At 47.3% G+C, this 18561-nt stretch carries 17 protein-coding genes and 1 other RNA gene; 13 read left to right on the plus strand and 5 right to left on the minus strand.

Annotation, left to right across the window (positions count from 1 at the left end):
* Nucleotides 1–343: 343 nt before the first annotated feature.
* From FTO70_RS10415 to FTO70_RS10450, 8 genes are all read left to right on the plus strand, one after another.
* Nucleotides 344–727, plus strand: coding sequence for a ferritin family protein (locus FTO70_RS10415; RefSeq protein WP_255335694.1), 384 nt, complete (start codon nt 344–346; stop codon nt 725–727).
* A gap of 478 nt (nt 728–1205) precedes the next feature.
* The gene (tnpB, locus tag FTO70_RS10420) at nt 1206–2318 is read left to right on the plus strand and encodes an IS200/IS605 family element RNA-guided endonuclease TnpB (RefSeq protein WP_255335695.1); all 1113 of its coding nucleotides are present in this window, start codon (nt 1206–1208) and stop codon (nt 2316–2318) included.
* A 216-nt stretch (nt 2319–2534) separates the two neighbouring features.
* Nucleotides 2535–3194, plus strand: coding sequence for an NAD(P)/FAD-dependent oxidoreductase (locus tag FTO70_RS10425; RefSeq protein WP_255335696.1), 660 nt, complete (start codon nt 2535–2537; stop codon nt 3192–3194).
* Nucleotides 3195–3614: 420 nt separating this feature from the next.
* The gene (hdrE, locus tag FTO70_RS10430) at nt 3615–4397 is read left to right on the plus strand and encodes a dihydromethanophenazine:CoB--CoM heterodisulfide reductase subunit HdrE (RefSeq protein WP_255335697.1); all 783 of its coding nucleotides are present in this window, start codon (nt 3615–3617) and stop codon (nt 4395–4397) included.
* A gap of 1 nt (nt 4398) precedes the next feature.
* Nucleotides 4399–5628, plus strand: a complete 1230-nt coding sequence (hdrD, locus tag FTO70_RS10435) for a dihydromethanophenazine:CoB--CoM heterodisulfide reductase subunit HdrD (RefSeq protein WP_255335698.1) — start codon at nt 4399–4401, stop codon at nt 5626–5628.
* 124 nt (nt 5629–5752) lie between these two features.
* Nucleotides 5753–6388, plus strand: coding sequence for a DUF116 domain-containing protein (locus tag FTO70_RS10440; protein ID WP_255335699.1), 636 nt, complete (start codon nt 5753–5755; stop codon nt 6386–6388).
* Complete coding sequence (locus tag FTO70_RS10445) at nt 6381–7001, plus strand: DUF116 domain-containing protein (RefSeq protein ID WP_255335700.1); 621 nt, start codon at nt 6381–6383, stop codon at nt 6999–7001. Before FTO70_RS10440 ends, FTO70_RS10445 begins: the two co-directional genes overlap by 8 nt.
* Before the next feature lie 333 nt (nt 7002–7334).
* Complete coding sequence (locus FTO70_RS10450) at nt 7335–8459, plus strand: geranylgeranyl reductase family protein (RefSeq protein ID WP_255335701.1); 1125 nt, start codon at nt 7335–7337, stop codon at nt 8457–8459.
* Nucleotides 8460–8502: 43 nt separating this feature from the next.
* On the opposite strand, the gene rnpB is transcribed toward FTO70_RS10450, so the two are convergent.
* An RNA gene (gene rnpB / locus FTO70_RS10455) (RNase P RNA component) lies at nt 8503–8865 on the minus strand.
* Nucleotides 8866–9236: 371 nt separating this feature from the next.
* Between rnpB and FTO70_RS10460 the strand changes: the two genes are divergently transcribed.
* The 5 genes from FTO70_RS10460 (at nt 9237) to FTO70_RS10480 (ending at nt 14388) form a co-directional block, all read left to right on the plus strand.
* A complete protein-coding gene (locus FTO70_RS10460; RefSeq protein ID WP_255335702.1) occupies nt 9237–10376 on the plus strand; it encodes a methanogenesis marker 9 domain-containing protein in 1140 nt (379 codons plus the stop codon).
* Entirely contained in the window at nt 10363–11454 is a 1092-nt protein-coding gene (locus FTO70_RS10465) for a triphosphoribosyl-dephospho-CoA synthase (RefSeq protein WP_255335703.1), read from the plus strand. Before FTO70_RS10460 ends, FTO70_RS10465 begins: the two co-directional genes overlap by 14 nt.
* Before the next feature lie 110 nt (nt 11455–11564).
* Entirely contained in the window at nt 11565–12188 is a 624-nt protein-coding gene (locus FTO70_RS10470) for a DUF447 domain-containing protein (RefSeq protein ID WP_255335773.1), read from the plus strand.
* 164 nt (nt 12189–12352) lie between these two features.
* Nucleotides 12353–13072: a dihydromethanopterin reductase (acceptor) gene (locus FTO70_RS10475; protein WP_255335704.1), complete on the plus strand. Its 720-nt coding sequence runs from the start codon at nt 12353–12355 to the stop codon at nt 13070–13072.
* Nucleotides 13073–13314: 242 nt separating this feature from the next.
* Nucleotides 13315–14388 (plus strand): transposase, encoded by a 1074-nt coding sequence (locus tag FTO70_RS10480; RefSeq protein ID WP_255335705.1) that lies wholly within the window; start codon nt 13315–13317, stop codon nt 14386–14388.
* Nucleotides 14389–14858: 470 nt separating this feature from the next.
* Here the strand turns inward: FTO70_RS10480 and FTO70_RS10485 are convergent, their stop codons facing one another.
* Genes FTO70_RS10485 through FTO70_RS10500 form a run of 4 tightly spaced genes read right to left on the minus strand, consistent with a single transcriptional unit; the run spans nt 14859 to nt 18497 of the window.
* A complete protein-coding gene (locus FTO70_RS10485) occupies nt 14859–15551 on the minus strand; it encodes an ATP-binding cassette domain-containing protein (RefSeq protein ID WP_255335706.1) in 693 nt (230 codons plus the stop codon).
* Nucleotides 15542–16579 carry an ABC transporter ATP-binding protein gene (locus FTO70_RS10490; RefSeq protein WP_255335707.1) on the minus strand — a complete coding sequence of 346 codons (1038 nt, stop codon included), beginning with the start codon at nt 16577–16579 and terminating at the stop codon, nt 15542–15544. The genes FTO70_RS10485 and FTO70_RS10490 overlap by 10 nt, the downstream gene beginning before the upstream one ends.
* Complete coding sequence (locus tag FTO70_RS10495; RefSeq protein ID WP_255335708.1) at nt 16576–17550, minus strand: ABC transporter permease; 975 nt, start codon at nt 17548–17550, stop codon at nt 16576–16578. Before FTO70_RS10495 ends, FTO70_RS10490 begins: the two co-directional genes overlap by 4 nt.
* On the minus strand, nt 17550–18497 hold the full coding sequence (locus tag FTO70_RS10500; protein WP_255335709.1) for an ABC transporter permease: 948 nt from the start codon (nt 18495–18497) through the stop codon (nt 17550–17552). Before FTO70_RS10500 ends, FTO70_RS10495 begins: the two co-directional genes overlap by 1 nt.
* Between the last annotated feature and the right edge of the window lie 64 nt (nt 18498–18561).

The raw sequence follows: 18561 nt of genomic DNA on the forward strand, positions 1-18561 counted from the left end.
AATTAGAAAGAATGGCCTGAATGCCATGGATGCTATTATAGCGGCGCTCAATGGAGCGCCGCTGTTATCCTGATAATTGCAGATTTTGCTCAAAAAATACTTTTTTAGCAGTGGGCTGAATAGTTACTTTTATTCTTTTTATTTATCCAGAAATCTTATTTATCCCCCTCAATATATTAGTATTAAGTTCTGCCGGATCACATGGGGAAGTAAACCGCAAACTTCGGGTTTTGCATCTGTCGGCATTGCGGTTTAAATGCAGGTTTGAAAAAAATTATACTCCCAGGTTAATTAGACGCCTGAGTTATATGTATGATTATTTTATAGAAGAAACGGTGATTTCATGAGTCTTGAAAAGATTTTAAAAGACACGTTTAGAGGAGAGACCACTGAAGTTGGGTGGTACCTGGCAATGTCGAAGGTTGCTGAACAGGAAGGGCTTGCAGATGTTGCAGTCTATCTCCGGCAGATCGCCATGGATGAGGCCTGGCACGCCACGGAAGTGGCCGAGATCCTGGGGCTGGTTAAGAGCACGACCCTTGAAAACCTGGAAATGATGCTCGAGGGAGAGAGCAAGGCCGAGGTAGAAAAGGCCGAAGCTGCAAAGATCGCCAGGGACGAAGGCAACACCCGGGCGGCCCTTTTCTTTGAGCGTGCATCCCTTGACGAAGCCAGGCACAAGGCAGGCCTGCAAGGCTTCCTTAAGCGGCTGAAAACTCAGCAGTAATGGCAGAGAATGGATCTTTGGATCCATCTTTTCCATTTTGAGCTCTTGTGCTCGATATAATTATCATTTATTTAATATAACATACAATTATATCTCCCTGAACCTATATTGGTTTGAGTTGGATTAAGTTTGAGTTCGGATATACGGTCTGTTTCCAGAATGTTGCCGAGACGAGGGGTATAGTTTCTGGCTTTCTGGGGTCTGGATTTCACAGGAACCGATTTTATAGGAGCCTGATTAATGTGGAGTTTGAGCTGAATTCCTGATTTTCATAGGGGAATTTTGGGCCAGCTTCTTCTCCTTATGTAAGATCATCCTGTAAGATTTGTTTATCTCTTAAGGCGAGAAGACCCCCTTCCTCGCTAGTTCCGGCTTTGCCGGAAATGGCAGGGAGGGGATGAAAGCCGTCCACTTCCCAGCACTACGATTAGTTAACTTGCCTATATACATATAAATTCGTAAAACGTTTGGTAATATGATGTTAAAAGCCTATAAATTCAGGTTGTATCCTGCCGCCGAACAAAAAACCATGATAGCTAACCATATCGAGAGCTGCAGGTTCGTCTATAACTGGGCTTTAGAACAGAAAATCAAATCTTACGAGCAGGAAGGAAAATCCCTCTCCCAGTATGACCTGAACAAACGGCTTCCTGAACTGAAAAAAGAGCATGAATGGCTTAAGAAAGTAAATTCTCAGTCATTGCAGGGAATGACGAAAAACTTAGATTCCGCTTTTACCAGGTTTTTCAGGGAAAAGAATGGTTTTCCTAATTTCAAATCAAGAAAGAACCCCATACAGTCTTTTCCTATCCCTCAACACTACACTGTCGATTTTGAGAATAACGTTGTCAAACTCCCTAAAATCGGTAAAGTTAAAGCAGTTCTCCACAAGAGGTTTGAGGGAAAACTAAAAACAGCAACTGTTTCCAGAACCTCCACTGAAATCTACTATATCAGTATTCTTGTGGATAATGGTGAAGAGTTGCCTGAAAAACAGGAATTTTCGGCTGATACAACTGTAGGGGTTGACGTGGGTATCAAGGATTTTGCAGTTCTCTCAACAGGAGAAAAAATAGAGAATCCTGAGTACCTGAAAAACTCTATGAAACGCCTGAAAGTCCTGCAAAAAAGAGTAAGCAAAAAACCGAAAGGCTCAAAGAACAGGGAAAAAGCCAGATTAAGGCTTGCCAAACTTCACGAAAAAATCAGCAACCAGCGAAACGATTTCCAGCACCAACTTTCCTCTAAACTTATACGCGAGAACCAAGCAATAGCTGTGGAAACGTTAAACATTTACGGTATGCTTAAAAACCATCATCTTTCACAGGCAATAAGTGATTCTTCATGGAGCAGTTTTGTTACAAAGTTAGTGTATAAAGCTGAATGGTTCGGGAAAACCCTGTTAAGGATAGGGATGTTTGAGCCATCAACAAAGCTTTGTAACGTTTGCGGGTATCACAATTCAAACATAACTCTGGATGTTAGAGAATGGGAATGCCCTGTGTGTAAAACAAAACATGACAGGGACATAAATGCCGCTATTAATATCAAAAAATTTGCACTTCAAGCTCAAAATCTGATTGTAACTTGACACCTGCGGAACGTGGGGAAGAGCCTGTGGACTTGCGGAGCTTACTCCGGGGAATGAAGCAGGAAGCCCCTTCCTCAAAACCTGAGCCGCAAGGCGAAGGTTTTAGGGAGGGGTAGTTCACTAGATTCTGAAAATGATTCAATTCTTAATAGCAATTAATTTCCAAAATTGCGATTAAATTTTAAATTATATAGAATGTTGGGAGGAGTATGATATATGAAAGGCGACATTCCTGAGAAAGGAGCAATTGTACAGAGAGACGGTGAGACCTATGCAATTGCCCCCCATATTCCGGGGGGAATTGTATACCCGAAGACCCTTAAAAAGATTGCTGAGATTGCCGAGAAATACGGGGCTGCAGCCCTGAAGCTCACATCTGCCCAGAGGGTTGCAATCGTGGGGTTAAAGGAAGAAGACCTGGATTCTGCTTGGGCGGAACTGGACATGAAGCCCGGTGCAGCAATCGGGCTTTGCGTAAGGAGTGTCAAGCTCTGTCCCGGGACGACGTTCTGCAAACGAGGTAAACAGGACGCAGTCGGGCTTGGCCTGAAGCTTGATGAAAAATACCACGGCATGCAGCTTCCTTCCAAGTTCAAGATGGCAGTCTCCGGCTGTCCGAATTCCTGTTCGGAACCGATCATAAAGGATGTAGGGATCATGGGCACGGCAAAAGGATACACCCTGACAGTCGGGGGCAGTGCGGGGCCCAGCCCTAGGCTTGGGGACGTAGTGGCAAAGGAGCTTTCGGAAGAACAGGTGCTGGACCTGGTTGAAAAGATCATAAACGTCTACAAAGGGTATGGAAAGCAAAAGAGGCTTGGAAAGGTTATAGATGAGGTCGGGCTTGAAAAATTTAAGCAGGATATCGGACTTTAATTCTTTTCCGATTTTTCCGATCCTTTTTTCATCCTCTTAATTTTTTGGCTATAATCCGGGTACTTTTTTCCTTTTTCCTTCCTTTTCGTGAGTATTCTATGAATTTGATTATATAACTTCTTAATTATAATACTCTATATTTCTGCTGTTTTTTTTCTTTTTTCTTTTCCTTTCTTTTGTAAACGGGCTCCTTATTTTTTGGGCTCCCGAAGGCTTTTCGATCTATGAAAAGTTAAAGATAACGTTTAAATATAATAGATACAAAGACTATGCAAACCTTATGCAGACAGTCTCTACGGCAGTCTCTCTATCTTTACTGTTATCTATATCCTGTAACAATACTAATAACAATTCTAATAAAGCAGTATCAGTTCTCAGTTTTTGACCCATACATAGGAGGAATAAATTATAAGTAGCGAAATGGCTTACTTTTCTGGGCTTTCGGATGCACTCAGGCTCACGTTTGTCCAGATAATGATACTCAGTACAATCGCCATCGTTGTTTTCTTGTACGGCATGATCCTCAACTTCCAGAAATGGGGTGCCGGGGTAACAGGCTATGCCCTTGAACCCGCCCCCGGAAGCAAGGGAAGTGCGATCAGGTTCTTGAAGACCTGGTGGGAACAGGTCACAGAAGAGTCTCACCACGGGCATGGAAAACCCATTCTTGAGGTCCTGATCCTTGATATCGTCTTCCAGAGGCGGATCCTTAAGAGAAGCCCTGTCCGCTGGTTCATGCACTTTACTATTGTTTTCGGCTGGATGGCCCTTTTTGCCCTCTCTGGTTTAATGTTTGCAGTGGAAATGACCGAAAAATTCGGAATCGAACTCCCCTTCACCCCCGCAGAGTTCAGAGAGTTCCTCTCTCTCCCGAACTATATCTTCGGCTACATCCTGCTGGTCGGTGTAATCATCGCAGTGGTCAGGAGACTCCTTGTCTCGGATGTCAGAAACGCTTCTATCATGTATGACTGGGTTCTTCTCGGTGGTGTCTTCATTGTTACGATTTCCGGTTTCATTGCTGATGGTATCAGGACCGGATTTATCTGGAGCTTTGGGCTTGACCCCTCAACAGCACCCCCTGCAGCTCTTTTCCACTCCGTGATTTCCCTGCTTTTCTGTATTGCATACATCCCGTACAGTAAGTATATCCACGTAATCGCCACCCCGCTTGCAATCCTTGCAAACAAGGGAGGAGAATAAAATGGCAAAACGAACCCCCTCTATCGACACCAAGAACCTTACGGCAGTCCAGCTCATGGAGCTCGACTCCTGCACCCGCTGCGGTGAATGTGTGAAGTGGTGTCCGACTTATGCCGCTTCCGGCGAGAAGCCCGGGTTAGCTCCCAGGGACAAGATCCTGCGCTGGAGGCAGTTCATGAACAAGTCCTACGGGCTTAAAGCGAAACTCTTCGGCCCCTCGGAAATCCCCTCGTCCGAACTCGAAGAATTCAAAGACGATGTGCACGGCTGTACCACCTGCGGTATCTGCGCAACTGTTTGTGAATCCGGTATCAACACCGTGGAACTCTGGGAATCCCTCAGGACAAACCTTGTCAAGAAAGGCATCGGCCCCTTCGGAAAACAGGGCATGTTCCCAAAACTCATCGGGCAGTACCACAACCCCTACCTGCTTGACCAGAAAGACAGGCTTGCCTGGGTCCCCGAAGATGTTAAGATTGCAGACAAGGCAAACATCGTCTACTTCACCGGCTGTACTGCAGGGTACAAGCAGCTCGCTCTTGCCTTTGCCACCTCCCGTGTACTGAATAAGCTGGGCATCGAGTTCACAATGCTCGGGGAAGAGGAATGGTGCTGCGGCTCCGCCCTTATCAGGACCGGGCAGGTTCATGTTGGTGACGTGGCCCGCGAAACTGCAAAGCATAACGTGGAAGCAATTAAGGCAAAGGGTGCCACTAAGGTCCTCTACGCCTGTGCAGGCTGTTTCCGTGCCTCCAAGGTTGACTGGCCGAGGCTTATCGGAGAAGAACTGCCCTTTGAGGTAATCCACATCACCGAGTTCCTGGCTGACCTCATCAAGAAAGACAAGGTTAAATGGGAAACTTCCATTGACAAGACCGTCACATACCACGACCCCTGCCACCTTGGCCGCCACGTAGGCGTCTACGATGCTCCCAGGTTTGTGCTTGAACACATCCCCGGCGTTAAATTTGTTGAGATGGGCCGGGTCAAGGAATTCCAGCGCTGCTGTGGAGCCGGCGGTGGTGTGAAGGCAGGTATCCCCGATCTTGCCCTGGGGGTTGCCGAGTCCAGGGTTAAGGATGCCCTTGAAACCAACGCAGACATCCTTTCCAGTTCATGCCCCTTCTGTAAGAGGAATCTCATGGACGGCCGTGACTCCCTCAAAGCCGACATCGAGGTTGAGGACGTAATTGTACTGGTTGCACAGGCCCTGGGCCTTAAAGTAGAGTAAACAAAATATATGAGTAATGATGAGGGATGGCTGATTCTCAGTCCTTCCTCATTTCTATCTTTTTTAGTTCGTTTTCTTAATTTGTAGTAACGCTTAAATATAGTATTTGACCCTTTCTGAATATATGCAGATCCCTTACGAATTTCTCGGAAAAGTATTCATCTATATGTTGCTCTTTGCCCTTGCCGGTACGGGGCTTGCCCTTATCATTGGGGCCTATTCCTTCAAAAAGCACAGGATCATTTTTCCGAGCTTCGTGCTGTTTACTCTCTACCTTTTCTATTCCCCCGCAAAATTGCTCTGCAGGGCTTTTCGGATCCGTGACACCCTTGTTGATGATATCCTTATCGATGTCCGGAATGCGGTCATGCTTGAGGATTTCGTGCATGTAAAGGACAGGAGGGTTGTGTTTCTTCCCCAGTGCCTGCGTCATCCTAACTGTAAAGCTCGCTGTGACCCTGTTCATGGTTACGAATGCAAGCGCTGCGGGCTCTGTGATATTGCAAAGGTATGTGAGGCAGGGGACATGTATAACTTCAAAATTTTTGTGATTCCTGGGGGCAGTTTTGTCAAAAAGATTTTCAAGGAGTACGGGCCGAAGGCCTGCCTGGGAGTTGCCTGCTACAACGAGCTTTCTGAGTCAATGCAGGAGGTCTCTTTTATCCCCGTCCAGGGGGTCCTTCTCCTCAAGGACGGCTGTTTCAATACGGAAGCAAACATTGAGGAAATAATTCAAAAAATGGAGTTGTGCGATGTATAACTACATTGGAAAGGCATTGTTTTTCTTCATCATCATATCCCTTGTCCTCTCGACCACAGCCCTGGTTGTCAGCCGCAGGAGCCTTTCCGGGAGTGTCTGGCTGGCAGGCTTTTTTGCAAATGTGCTCGACTTTTTTTATTTACCCATCAGACAGCTTTTCCTCAAGTTTTCGGATACCCGCATCCTTGACAAGTGGATGTCTTCTCTTAAAAATGAGGCACATGAATCTGCTTTTGCAAAAACAAGACGGAGGATCATCCTGGCTCCCCACTGCATGCGTGCCCTTGACTGTCCGGCCTATTCAACACAGACCGGAATACAGTGCAAGTCCTGCGGGAAATGCGTTTTTACGCAAATAAAAAAAGATGCTGAAAAATACGGGTATAAGGTGTTTATCCTCACCGGCTCTTCCTATGTAAAGCGCATCCTGCAGATGGAAAAAGCCGATGGTGTGCTCCTGATAGCCTGCGACTATGAGATCAACAAGGTCATGAGAGCCCTGAAAGGTAAAAAAGTGGTGACTTACGGGGTCCCCATGGAACGGGACGGCTGTTTCGGAACAGAGGTTGATTACCAGAGTGTCCTTAATGTTTTCGAAACTTTTAAAAATTGAATCTTTGTCCCGTATGGAAAAGCTTTCATTCTTTTTCTTCTCTTCTTCTCTCTCGTTTTTCTCTTCTTCTCTCTCGTTTTTCTCTTCTTCTCTCTCGTTTTTCTCTTCTTCTCTCTCGTTTTTCTCTTCTTCTCTCTCGTTTTTCTCTTCTTCTCTCTCGTTTTTCTCTCCTTTTCTCTTGTTTTTCTCTCCTTTTCTCTTGTTTTTCTCTTCTATATCTTTTTTACTCGAATCGTTATTTTGAATTAAGATCGACACTTTAAATTAGCCCCTTGTCAATTAGTATGAAACTCATAATTTAGTTGTAAATCTTTTTAAAAAGGTGTCCTTCTCATGTATGACGTAATCATTGTAGGTGGCGGCCCTTCCGGAGCCTCGGCCGGAAGGAGGGCGGGAATGCTCGGCTTGAATACACTGCTGCTTGAAAAAGAAGATTTTCCGAGGTACAAGCCCTGCGGAGGGGGGCTTTCAGACCATGCAATTTCTCTCCTCGATTTTGAACTTCCGGAAGAGGCCATAGAATGGGAAATCACGGGAGCAAAGGTCTTTTTCAATGGCCATATGATTGAGGCCCACAAAGATTACAGGCTATCAGTCCTGGTTTCCCGTGACGTGTTTGACAATCTCCTGCTCGAAAAAGCAAGGGAAAGCGGTATAAATGTCCGTACCAGAGAAAAGGTCATTGGCTGCAGGGAAATGCCTGACTGTGTGGAAGTGGAAACCGAGGAGAATACTTACCTGGCCAAATTTGTGATTATTGCAGAAGGGGCTCACGGACTCCTTAAGACCTGCGTAAGGCCTGCGGATACTAAAGAGGAGTATGGGATCTGCATGGTCACCGAAGTCCCTGCAGAGGAAAAGGAGATCGAAGAAAGGCTGGGGAGGGCAATTGAACTGCACTTCGGTGTTGCAGGTGGGGGATATGGCTGGATCTTTCCACATAAAACCTACTATTCTGTCGGAATTGGCGGAGTCGTTAAAGACTTGCCCCACCCAAAAGAGACAATGCTTGAGTTCCTGAAGGCAAACGGCTTTACAGGGAAGTACAAATTGCACGGGCACAAGATCCCCTGGGGCGGGATTAAGCGAAAAGTTTCTGATTCGAGAATTCTCCTTTGCGGGGATGCAGCCGGGTTCGTGGACTCGTTTTCAGGAGAAGGCCTGGCTTATGCCATCCGTTCAGGGCAGCTTGCAGCCGAGGTGCTCGCAGGAGTTTGCCTGGAAGGGGGAAAGATAAAAGATCTCAAAAAATACGAATCCCTATGCCAGGCCGATTTCGGGACCCACCTTAAGTATTCCCTTATGTTTTCAAGGGTAATGCACCGCTTCCCGGAGAGGACTTTTAAGGTCTTCACCTCAAGTGAAAAAATGATTGACAAATACCTGGAAGTAGTGGATTTCAAGATGGATTATAAAGACTACCTGCGGTGGGCACTTCTGAATTTCAAGCTCAGATAACTTAAAGAGTAGTATTTGAAAAACGGTTTAGTAATTTTGATGCGAGTGAGGCACGTAAGCTCCCTTCTGTTCCTGCAATATTTCCCTGCCACCCGTCAGTGGTAGGGACGGTCCCGAAGGACTCTTGCAGTGACGGCATTCGGCTAAGCGTTACCAAAACCAATCGGGACGATTCCGGACTGCTCGTTACTTCCCGATTTCCAACTTGCACCCACGAGGGTTCACCGTTTCATCCGTTCTCCCTGCGACCTCAGCTTTTGGCATCATCGCATTTGCAGGGTGCGGTTTTCGTTTCTGTGCCAGAGCCCGGGCTCTCGCCCGACACCCTTCACAGGTGTTCGTGTGTCCGGAGCGGTGGGGAGACTTTCCTCAGACTCGAAGGTCCGGCAGCCGTCCAGCCTCTCTCGCATGTTAATATTGATTGGGGTCTCTATATATTTTTTAAAGCTATATATATTTTGGGGTACGCTGTCTCTGCAAACTGGTGAGACGGTGGAAAGCCCGGAATGGCCGGAAATTATTTCCTCGATAAGGTTTCAGGAGCCTTATTTCCTTAATTCCTGCTCTGCAGGTGAACGTTTTCCTTCTGCTTCTTTTATTTTTTTTGAATTGGGCATGCGCCCAAATATTAATATATATGCATTGTAATCGATAACCTGTGGAAGGTGTTTTGTTTCGCTTCCCGTGATTATCTGGAATAAATTATCGTTACTTTAATATGTGACTATAAGTATCATTTTTGTATTCAGTTTCCAGGCTTATTTTAAGAGGTAAAACATGAGTGATGATCTGTTCAATCTGCATATTGGATATGTTTGTTTTAAGAATCCTATCGCACTGGCTCCCATGGCAGGGATTGTCGACAGTGCGTTTGCCAACCATTATGCAGGTGATGCCGGGCTGGTAGTGCTTGGGGCATTTAACATTGATGAAGGCTCCATTTCAGTTGCATCCCAGCTTGCAGCCCGGGGTAGAAAAGAATTCATTTCCGATGAGCCCATGGAGCTTATAAAAAAGGAAATCCGGGCTGTTACGTCCGGGAGTGCAGTTGCTGTCAATGTGAGGAGCACCACGCTTGACCCCCTCATCGAACTTGCAAAGCTCGTCAGGGATGAAGGTGCGATCCTTGAGTTAAACGCCCACTGCAGGCAGCCCGAGATGCTTGAAGCAGGGCTGGGGGAAGCTCTCCTCCGCGACCTTCCCAGGCTTTCCAAATGGATCCGGGCGATCAAGGAAACGGGGGTTGTGCTTTCCGTAAAGGTCCGTGCAAATATTGTTGACGATGCCGAGCTTGCCCGGGTTATAGATAAGGCCGGGGCGGACATCATCCATGTGGATGCCATGCTGGAAGGATTCGGTCCGGACATGGACGCGATCCTGACCTACAGGGACGCCACCAGGCTCTTTCTCATAGGGAACAACTCCGTTACGGATTTCATAGCTGCAAAGGAGATGTTTTCCCGGGGTGCGGATATGGTTTCCGTTGCCAGGGGAGCTATGGATGACCCCGAACTTATCCGGAAGCTTGTAGAAAGTGTGAACTCTTACCAGGAAATCATAGGCTGGTATAATGCCCCAAAGCATGTCTGCAGTGATGGGGACTTCAGGGCCCTTGCTTTCTGCTGCATGCCCGTAAAGCCCTGCCCTGTTCATGAGAAGTTCAAGAAACTTGGGTACACGGCCGAGGAGTTTGCCCGGACAAAAATGGAATTCGCAAGGGGTACCTTGCTTGAATTTGGGGAGGACACCTGTTTCGGGAGCCTTGTCTGGTGCTGCAAAATCACAAAGCCCTGCTGGATCAGGGACGGGGCGTTAAATGCGCTTGATCTCTCTGATTCGGAGTATATGAGACTCAAGGAGCAACTGGCAAAATATATATTGGACCATGCGAGAATCCCGGTAAATGAATCCCGATAACGCAGATATCCCCGGCTTTTTGCCCTCAGGAGCTTTTGCTTCTCCCGCATCCAGCCATATCGCCCGCTGTGCCCAGCTTGCCATGCTACTTGAGGTCTCGGCCTCCCCCAAGCCCGGGAACGTGGACCGGGAACATGACTATCCTGATACCTGTTTTGAGCATTTCGTGGCTTCCTCCGTGGGAGTTTATCCGGCGCTTGAATTTGCTGCAAGGAGCAGGGAAGGGGTAGGAGCCCTGATTAAAGCGGCGGTATCCGAAAGTTCGGCATGGCAGCGGGGTGGAAATACCCATTTCGGGGCTTTTTTGCTTCTGGTCCCACTGGCAATGGCTGCAGGTGAATTCTTTGGAATAAAGGCTTCCGGAAACGGAAGTTTTGGCCAGGAAAGTTTCAGCCAGGAACGTTTCGGATACGAAAGTTTCATACTCAAGGCCTCGGACTTTGAGGTTCTTGCGTCTCGAGCCCATGCTTTTGTCCGGGCAACGGATTCCGAAGACGCTGTCGAGTTCTACCGGGCATTCGGGGCTGCAGGAGTCCGGGTAAACAGCGTGGAAGAGTTCGACCTGGAAGACCCCGAAGCAACTGCAGAGCTCAGGGAACAGAATATAACGCTTTACGACCTTATGGAAATTTCAAAAGGTTACGACCTTATCGCAAACGAGTGGACCTCGGGCTTCGGGCGCTGCCTTGAAGGGGCAAGGTGCATCCTCGATTTCATGCAGGCCCGGAATGGCGGAGCGGAAAGTTCCGTTCGAGGCTCTTCTCCGGACTGTTCGGGCACCGGGATCAATGAAGCCGTGGTTTATGCTTTTATTAAGCTGCTTTCCAGGCACAGGGACACCTTCATTCAGACCAAGTTTGATTCAGAGACTGCAGATTACGTCTCTTCCCGGGCCCGGGAGATCCTTCTTGCCCGGGAGGACGGCTCAGGGCCTGCGAGCCGGGCTTTTTCCTCATTGATCCCTGCGATAAGGGAGTTTGATTCCGAGCTTCTTGAAAAGAGGATCAACCCAGGTTCAACTGCAGATATCATTATTGCCGGGCTTTTCATTGCCCTTCTTGGGGGGCTGCGCTTTTGACCGAACCTCTTATTGAATGCAAGGAATTAAATGAAGATAAGGAATGCAAGGAATTAAATGAAGATAAGGAATGCAAGGAATTAAATGAAGATAAGGAATGCAAGGAATTAATGGAAGATAGTGGGTGCAGGAATACGGTTCTTGATATCGATCTCTCCTCTTTCGGAATTCTTGAAGGGATTTCCGAAACAATTGTCAGCACGGGCTTCGAGTTCCCGAATGCGGCCCCCATAGGGATCATACGGAAAAGCGGAAGGCCTTTTGTCCGGCTCTTTAAGGGCAGCCATACTTGGGCAAATGTCTCGAAAGAAAAGTACCTGGCCGCAAACGTGGTGTACGACCCCCTGCTCCTTGTGCGTTCCACTTTCTTTGACCTCGCCATTTCCGAGTTTGAGTTCGTTCCCGCAGGTGGGCGAAGCTTTCCGGTCCTGAAGGAAGCTTCCGCTTGGGTGGTCTTCAAATGCGTCAACATAAAGAATACGGACCAGGCCCTGGTGGCAGAACTGGTGCCGGTAGAAGCGGGCTTTAACGAAGCGAATATGAAATTCCTTCCTGTCCCCAACCGGGGCTTCAATGCCGTGCTTGAGGCCACTGTCCACGCAACGCGCTACCAGCTTTCCAGAGATGAAAAATACCTGGAATGGATCCTGCACTACGAAGAGCTTGCTTCCAAGTGTGGAGGCGAAAAAGAAAAGCAGGCAATGGAACTGCTTTATAAGGTTCTGGGGCTCTGAATCTTTTTTCCAGGGCTGGGAATTTTTCATCATGTCTGGTTCTACACATTTCCATTTTTTTCTCTTTTAACCTTTTTTTGTTCCTCTTTCAGTCCTCTTTTAGCCCTCTTTTTTGCTTTCTTTTTAGAAAATTATATTATCCCCCTTGGGCATGAGTTCTTTCTATGACTTTTCAGAGAATTGCATGGGGCATTACGGGAGCCGGGCATTTCCTGGACCGGAGCTACCAGGTCTTCAAGGAGCTCAAGTTAAGAGACTCCGAGCTTTCCGTAAACACTTACGTTTCCAGGGCTGCCGAGGAGGTGCTGCGGATGTACGGGCTTGAGCAGAAACTTGTGAAAATCTCAGGCGGGGATTACCTGGAAGAGGTCTTCAGGGAAAGTGAGCAGGGGTCCAGTTCCCCAAAAGTCGGGCGCTTCCTCCTTGAAAGATACGATGCCCTCTTTGTTACGCCCGCAACCTCTAATACGGTCTCGAAAATCGCCTATGGGATCGCAGACTCCCTGGTTACGAATGCCGTTGCCCAGGCCGTGAAGGGAAGGGTCCCGGTCTATGTGGTGCCTGTGGATATCGAAGGCTCGATAGTCTCTGAGATGCCCTACAATATAGACCGGAAACAGTGCCGGCACTGTGAGGACTGCCCTCCGCGGGAAAACTGCCCCCACGGCGCAATCACCGAAAGGAACGGTGCAACGGACCAGATCGAACTCCTTAAATGCAAGGGATGCGGGATCTGCAAGGAACTCTGTCCCTACAATGCCATCAAGGGCGGCCCTGTGGAGGTCCTGGTCCGGGATGTTGACATGCGCAACGTTGAGATCATGAAAAGCCTGCAGGGAATAACCGTGCTTGAAAGTCCCGAAGCGATCCTGAATCTTTTCTAAGTTTTTCGGTTTTCGGCACCTTTTTTCCTTTCATTTTCTTTTCCTTTCCTTTCTTCTTCTCTTTCTTCTTCTCTTTTTTTAATTCGGAAGTTAAGCAAACTTTCAGATGGAGCTTCACGACCTATAAGGCAGGATGCTTGCCACTTTAGTGGCGAGAGGAATGCCGTCCACTTCCCCTAATACTTGTTATTGAGCACATAGTATATAAAATCCAGAACATATTCTTCTACAGGGGATGTTATATGCTTCTAACGGTAAAATCTAAATTAACTACAAATCATGAACAACATGATAGCCTATTGAAAACTATGGAAAAGTTCAATGAAGCATGTAACTACATCTCTGTTTTTGCATTTAAGAAAAAGACTTTCGGTAAAGTCAGAATTCAAAAAGAACTTTATTATGAAATCAGAGAAAAGTTTGGATTATCTGCTCAAATGACTGTTAGGGCAGTTGGAAAGGTAGCAGAATCATATAAGGTAGATAGAAAAACACTTCATGAATTTGAACCTCATGGAGCTATTGTTTACGATCAAAGAATTCTGTCTTATAAATCGGCTGATGAAATCTCCATATTAACCCTTGATGGCAGGATAGAAGCAGGTGTCCAATATGGAGAATCTAGAAAACTCGAAGCTGACAGGGTAAAGGGGCAGGCCGACCTCATCTATAAAAATGGAACTTTCTATCTAATGATAGTGGTTGATCTGCCAGATGCAGAACCAATCATTCCTGATGATGTATTGGGTATAGATCTGGGAATTGTTAATCTTGCTACTACATCAGATGGAAAAGCATATTCAGGTGAAAAATGTACCGAAGTTAGGCAGAGATATGCTAAAATTAAAGCTTCTCTACAATCTACAGGTACATATTCTGCAAAAAGACACCTGAAAAAAATTAGTGGTAGAGAACGCAGATTCAAAAAAGATACCAATCATTGCATTTCAAAGGAAATAGTACAAACAGCTAGAGACACGAATCGAGCTATTGCCCTTGAAGATCTTTCAGGCATTAGAGAGAGGGTTACGGTTTCAAAGGCTGCTCGGGAATCTATTGGAAAATGGGCTTTTTTGGAATTAAGGAACTTTATTGAGTATAAAGCAAAACTGGCAGGAGTTCCTGTATTTCCAGTCGATCCTCGAAACACTTCAACAACTTGCTCAGTATGTGGGTACACAAACAAGAAAAACAGAAAGAATCAAGCATCTTTTGTTTGTCTTGCTTGTGGTCATACTGAAAACGCTGATTTCAATGCAGCAAAAAATATCGCTTTCAGGGCAGCCGTCAATCTGCCTATAGTCCTCTGCTCGTAAGAGAAGTTGAAGGACAAGCCTGTGACTTTAGTCGGGGGTAATTGACTTTGATATGGTAATTTTTCCATATCTTCCGGTAAACAAACTTTCAGCTCCAAGAAAGTTGAAAAAAATAAAAAAGAAGTGTACTGTGTGGATTATTCGTTTTTCCGTGGAAATGGTGGAGATTTCCAATGGCAAAACACTCTATAATCAAGTTAAGTTGTTTTGCCAATAATTGGTATTCCTTTTTTATATATAAATATGTTGTTAACGCCGTTATGTCTTAGGGCCTTCATGCCTTCTTTTTCCTTTACTCCTCGATGTGTTTCCTGGTTCTCATTTTCTATCTTCCTGATTCTATCTGTTTTTCAATTTTCCTTGCCAAACTTTCTTCCTGGTGCAAATGCAAAGAGACCTTTACTTTCATTCTCTTCACCTTTTATCATAATCCGCCTGATCCGGAATCTTTTCCGGAATCTTTTCCGGTATCATGCTTCAATCACGTCCAGTTTCCCGTTTTCAAGCATTCCCAGGCTGTCCGACATGAAGCGGACAACGGCTTCGTCATGTGAGATCAGGAGGTAACCGATTCCCTGCTCGTCCTGCACCTTTTTCAACAGGTGGAGGATCTGGGCCTGGACTGAGACGTCAAGGGCTGAGGTTGGCTCGTCAAGCACAATGTATTCCGGTTCGAGCAGGAGGATCCTGCCGAGGGCAAGGCGCTGTAGCTGGCCGCCTGAGAGCTGGGCCGGGTAGCGGGCAAGCACTTCTTCGGGGAGGCCTGTAGTCTTCAGCATTTCTTTTGTGCGCCGGATACGCTCGGTTCCCGGGGTATCGAGCAGTTTCAGGACTTCGGAAACCGAATGCTCGATCCGCTTCCCGGGGTTAAAGGCATCTGTGGGGTCCTGGAACATCATCTGGACCCGGCGGCGGAAAGTTGCATATTCGGCTTTTTTCATCCCGGAAAGTGGACTCCCCTTAAAATGAATCGCTCCCGCCGTGGGACTTTCAAGTCCTGCAATTATTCTTCCGAGCGTGCTCTTTCCTTCCCCCGAGGGCCCCATCAGCCCGAAAGTTTTCCCGGGTTCAAGTTCAAACGACACGTCCCGGAAAATACATTTTCCTCCTCCAAGCAATCCGGACCCGTATATCTTTGAGAGGTTTTCGGCTTTCAGGGACACAAAAAACACCTCACTGCCCTTCCGTTACTTTCTTTAAGTTTGGGGTGTTCCTGCATGCAGCGTTTTTCCTTAACGTTGCATCTCGGATGGAACCTGCAGCCAGCGGGCGGGCTGCTGAGGGGCGGGGATAAACCGGGTATGGGTACAAAACCCCTTTCAGGCAGGCTGTTCAGGAGCCCCCTGGTGTAGGGGTGGCGCGGGCTTTCAAATAAGCTTGAAGTGTCAGCAATCTCTACGATTTCCCCTGCATACATTACTGCAACCCTGTCCGCAAGCCGCCGCACAAAGCCGAGGTCGTGGCTTATCAGAAGCAGGGCGGTTTCACTCTTCTCTTTCAGGCCTTTAAATTCGTTCTCCAGTTCGGATACGCGGTCCCTGTCGAGCCCTTTGCTGGGTTCATCTGCTATAAGGAGGACCGGGTCAAGTATGGTTGAAGCCGCAATCAAGAAGCGCTGGTTCATTCCGCCGGAACACCATGAGGGGTAGTATCCCATGTATTCATGAGGATTTGAAAAGCCCACTCGTTTAAGGGCTCCTGCGACTTTTGAGAGAGCTTCAGTTTTTTTCTTTTCCTTCCCTTTCCCTTTTTCCTGTCCGTGTATTCGGAGGGGTTCTGCAAGCTGGTTCCCTATTGAATATACGGGATTTAAAGCGAGAGAAGGGTTCTGGAAAATGATGGAGATTTCTTTTCCCCTGAGCTTTGCCATCTCTTTTTCTCTCAGTCCGAGGAGGTTTTTGCCTCCGAATTCTATTGTTCCCCGAACTCTGGATTCCGGGGGCAGAAGACGCATAATTGCATGTGCAACGACGGATTTCCCGCAGCCTGTCTCCCCTACAAGGGCCAGGGTTTCTTTTTCCCTGATAGAAATCGAAAGGCAGGAAACTGCGGTCACGGTTCCGGTTTCATTTTCTTTTTTAGTTTCGTTTTTAATTTCTTTTTTATTCTCTGATTTATTTTCGTTTTTGTTCTCGGTTTCATTTCCCTGGAAAGAAACATTGAGATCTTTTATTTCCAGCAGTATGTTCATTCCGCATCCACTCCCCTTTTTCCGTTTTCTTTCTCTTTTCCTTCGAACCCGAACCCTATCAGTGCGATGGACATTACACAGAGAGTGATACAGATTCCCGGGGGCAGGTACCACCACCACATGTCCCTGATAAAACCGCCCCGGGAAAAGGCAAAGGAAAGCATGATTCCCCAGCTTTTCATGCTTATGTCCCCGAGTCCCAGGAAGGAGAGTGAGGCTTCCGAAATCATTGCCGAAGCCGTCGCCAGCATGAACTTGGGCAGCAGGACGTGGAAGAGGTTAGGGAAGATGTCCGATGCCATGATGTGAACTGAGGAGAAGCCCATGCATCGGGCACTTTTGACATAACCTGCTTCCCTTATCTGGAGGGTTTTTGAGCGGACAACCCTGGCAATGGACTCCCAGGAAAGAAGCCCCAGGACAAGGATAAGGGTCCAGATGCTCGGGCGGAGAAATGCTCCCAGGATTATGATCAGGGGGATCTTCGGGATTATCAGGACAACGTCGGTAAAGCCCATAAGCAGCTCGTCAAGCGTCCCCCTGAAGTATCCTGAAAATAGCCCTATCATGAGGCCTATTAAGGTTGAGATGCAGGCCGAAGCAAAGCCCACCATCATCGAGATTCTGGCCCCGTAAACCAGTTCCGAGAGTATGTCATTTCCGATATCGTTTGTCCCCAGAAGGTGGGCAGTCGACGGGGCTTCATAGGGCATGAAGCGCTCGGTTGGTGAGTAAGGGGCAAAAAGGACGGGTAAGAGGGCAAGAATGAGGAAAAAAGTAAAGAGAAAAAGCCCTCCTCTATTGAATCTTTTCAGGTTTCTTTCGTATCTCCGGATATCAAGGTTTATATTGTGGGCTAGAAAACCTTTCCACTGCCGGGCATTTTCCTGGATGATATTTTTCCGGATGGTATTTCCCTGGATTGTACTTTCCTGAATTGTACTTTCCCGTACGTACGCTTCCTCCTGCATCATGCCGGCCTCCTGACTCTCGGGTCGGCAACTTCATACAGCAGATCCGCAAGCATGTTTGCGAGCAGGACTGCGAGGGCTATTACCAGAAACGATCCCTGAAGAACCGGATAATCTTTTCCGATTATTGCATCATAGATAAGGGTCCCCATTCCGTTTAAGGAAAAAACGATTTCAGTAAACAGGGCTCCGCTGAAGAGAAACCCGAAATCAAGGGCAAGCAGGGTAATGATCGGAAGGGAAGCATTCTTTATGACGTGCCTGAAAAGGATGGATGTGTCGTAAAGGCCTTTTGCCCGGGCATAGAGGGCGTAAAGCTGCCCTTTTTCCTGTATGACACTCCCACGCATTATCAGGAAGTTCCTGGAGGCGGAAAAGAGGGCCATCACAGTTACCGGTAAAAACATGTGGTGCGCGATACTTCCTGGGGTCGGGACGTCATAAAACCCCTTGAAAGGAAATAGCCCGAGCTTGAAGGCAAAGATCTCAAGGCAAAGCAGGGCAAGGAAATAGGGGGGTGTGCAGGAGAGGGTAATAAACCCGCAGCATGCCAGGCGGTTTGCCTTTGTTTCAGGTTTCCAGCCTGCATATGCCCCAAGAAGGGTCCCCAGTGCGGTTCCCAGGAGTACGGATACTCCCACAAAAAGGAGGGTCCAGCCAATCCTGTCCCTCAAGATATCGGCCACGGGGCTGTGGAGGTGATACGAATATCCCAGGTCAAGCCGGAGTAGGTCTCCGATGTAAGCTGTAAACTGCTCGTAAAGTGGCCTGTCCAGCCCCATCCCGGCCCTCAGCTCCTCCATTACTCCCTCCGAAACGTAGACGTCCTCTCCTATGAGGTTTTTTACGGGGTCTCCTGGCATGAGCCTCGGGAGCGCAAAGTTGAGAGTAACTATGAGGAAAAAAGAGGCCGCATACCTGACCACTTTTTTTAGCCCTTCACGCATTGTATCACCTTCCCGTTTTCAAATCTCTTTGCCTTTTTCAAATCGTTTTGTCGTTTTCAAAGTG

Source organism: Methanosarcina sp. KYL-1 (genome assembly GCF_024372725.1).
Classification (GTDB): domain Archaea; phylum Halobacteriota; class Methanosarcinia; order Methanosarcinales; family Methanosarcinaceae; genus Methanosarcina.

Bases quoted from the DNA above. Each gene is read 5' to 3' on its own strand.
- FTO70_RS10415 (WP_255335694.1), top strand. From the start codon at position 344: ATGAGTCTTGAAAAGATTTTAAAAGACACGTTTAGAGGAGAGACCACT.
- tnpB (WP_255335695.1), top strand. From the start codon at position 1,206: ATGTTAAAAGCCTATAAATTCAGGTTGTATCCTGCCGCCGAACAAAAA.
- FTO70_RS10425 (WP_255335696.1), top strand. From the start codon at position 2,535: ATGAAAGGCGACATTCCTGAGAAAGGAGCAATTGTACAGAGAGACGGT.
- hdrE (WP_255335697.1), top strand. From the start codon at position 3,615: ATGGCTTACTTTTCTGGGCTTTCGGATGCACTCAGGCTCACGTTTGTC.
- hdrD (WP_255335698.1), top strand. From the start codon at position 4,399: ATGGCAAAACGAACCCCCTCTATCGACACCAAGAACCTTACGGCAGTC.
- FTO70_RS10440 (WP_255335699.1), top strand. From the start codon at position 5,753: ATGCAGATCCCTTACGAATTTCTCGGAAAAGTATTCATCTATATGTTG.
- FTO70_RS10445 (WP_255335700.1), top strand. From the start codon at position 6,381: ATGTATAACTACATTGGAAAGGCATTGTTTTTCTTCATCATCATATCC.
- FTO70_RS10450 (WP_255335701.1), top strand. From the start codon at position 7,335: ATGTATGACGTAATCATTGTAGGTGGCGGCCCTTCCGGAGCCTCGGCC.
- FTO70_RS10460 (WP_255335702.1), top strand. From the start codon at position 9,237: ATGAGTGATGATCTGTTCAATCTGCATATTGGATATGTTTGTTTTAAG.
- FTO70_RS10465 (WP_255335703.1), top strand. From the start codon at position 10,363: ATGAATCCCGATAACGCAGATATCCCCGGCTTTTTGCCCTCAGGAGCT.
- FTO70_RS10470 (WP_255335773.1), top strand. From the start codon at position 11,565: ATGGAAGATAGTGGGTGCAGGAATACGGTTCTTGATATCGATCTCTCC.
- FTO70_RS10475 (WP_255335704.1), top strand. From the start codon at position 12,353: ATGACTTTTCAGAGAATTGCATGGGGCATTACGGGAGCCGGGCATTTC.
- FTO70_RS10480 (WP_255335705.1), top strand. From the start codon at position 13,315: ATGCTTCTAACGGTAAAATCTAAATTAACTACAAATCATGAACAACAT.
- FTO70_RS10490 (WP_255335707.1), bottom strand. From the start codon at position 16,579: ATGAACATACTGCTGGAAATAAAAGATCTCAATGTTTCTTTCCAGGGA.
- FTO70_RS10495 (WP_255335708.1), bottom strand. From the start codon at position 17,550: ATGCAGGAGGAAGCGTACGTACGGGAAAGTACAATTCAGGAAAGTACA.
- FTO70_RS10500 (WP_255335709.1), bottom strand. From the start codon at position 18,497: ATGCGTGAAGGGCTAAAAAAAGTGGTCAGGTATGCGGCCTCTTTTTTC.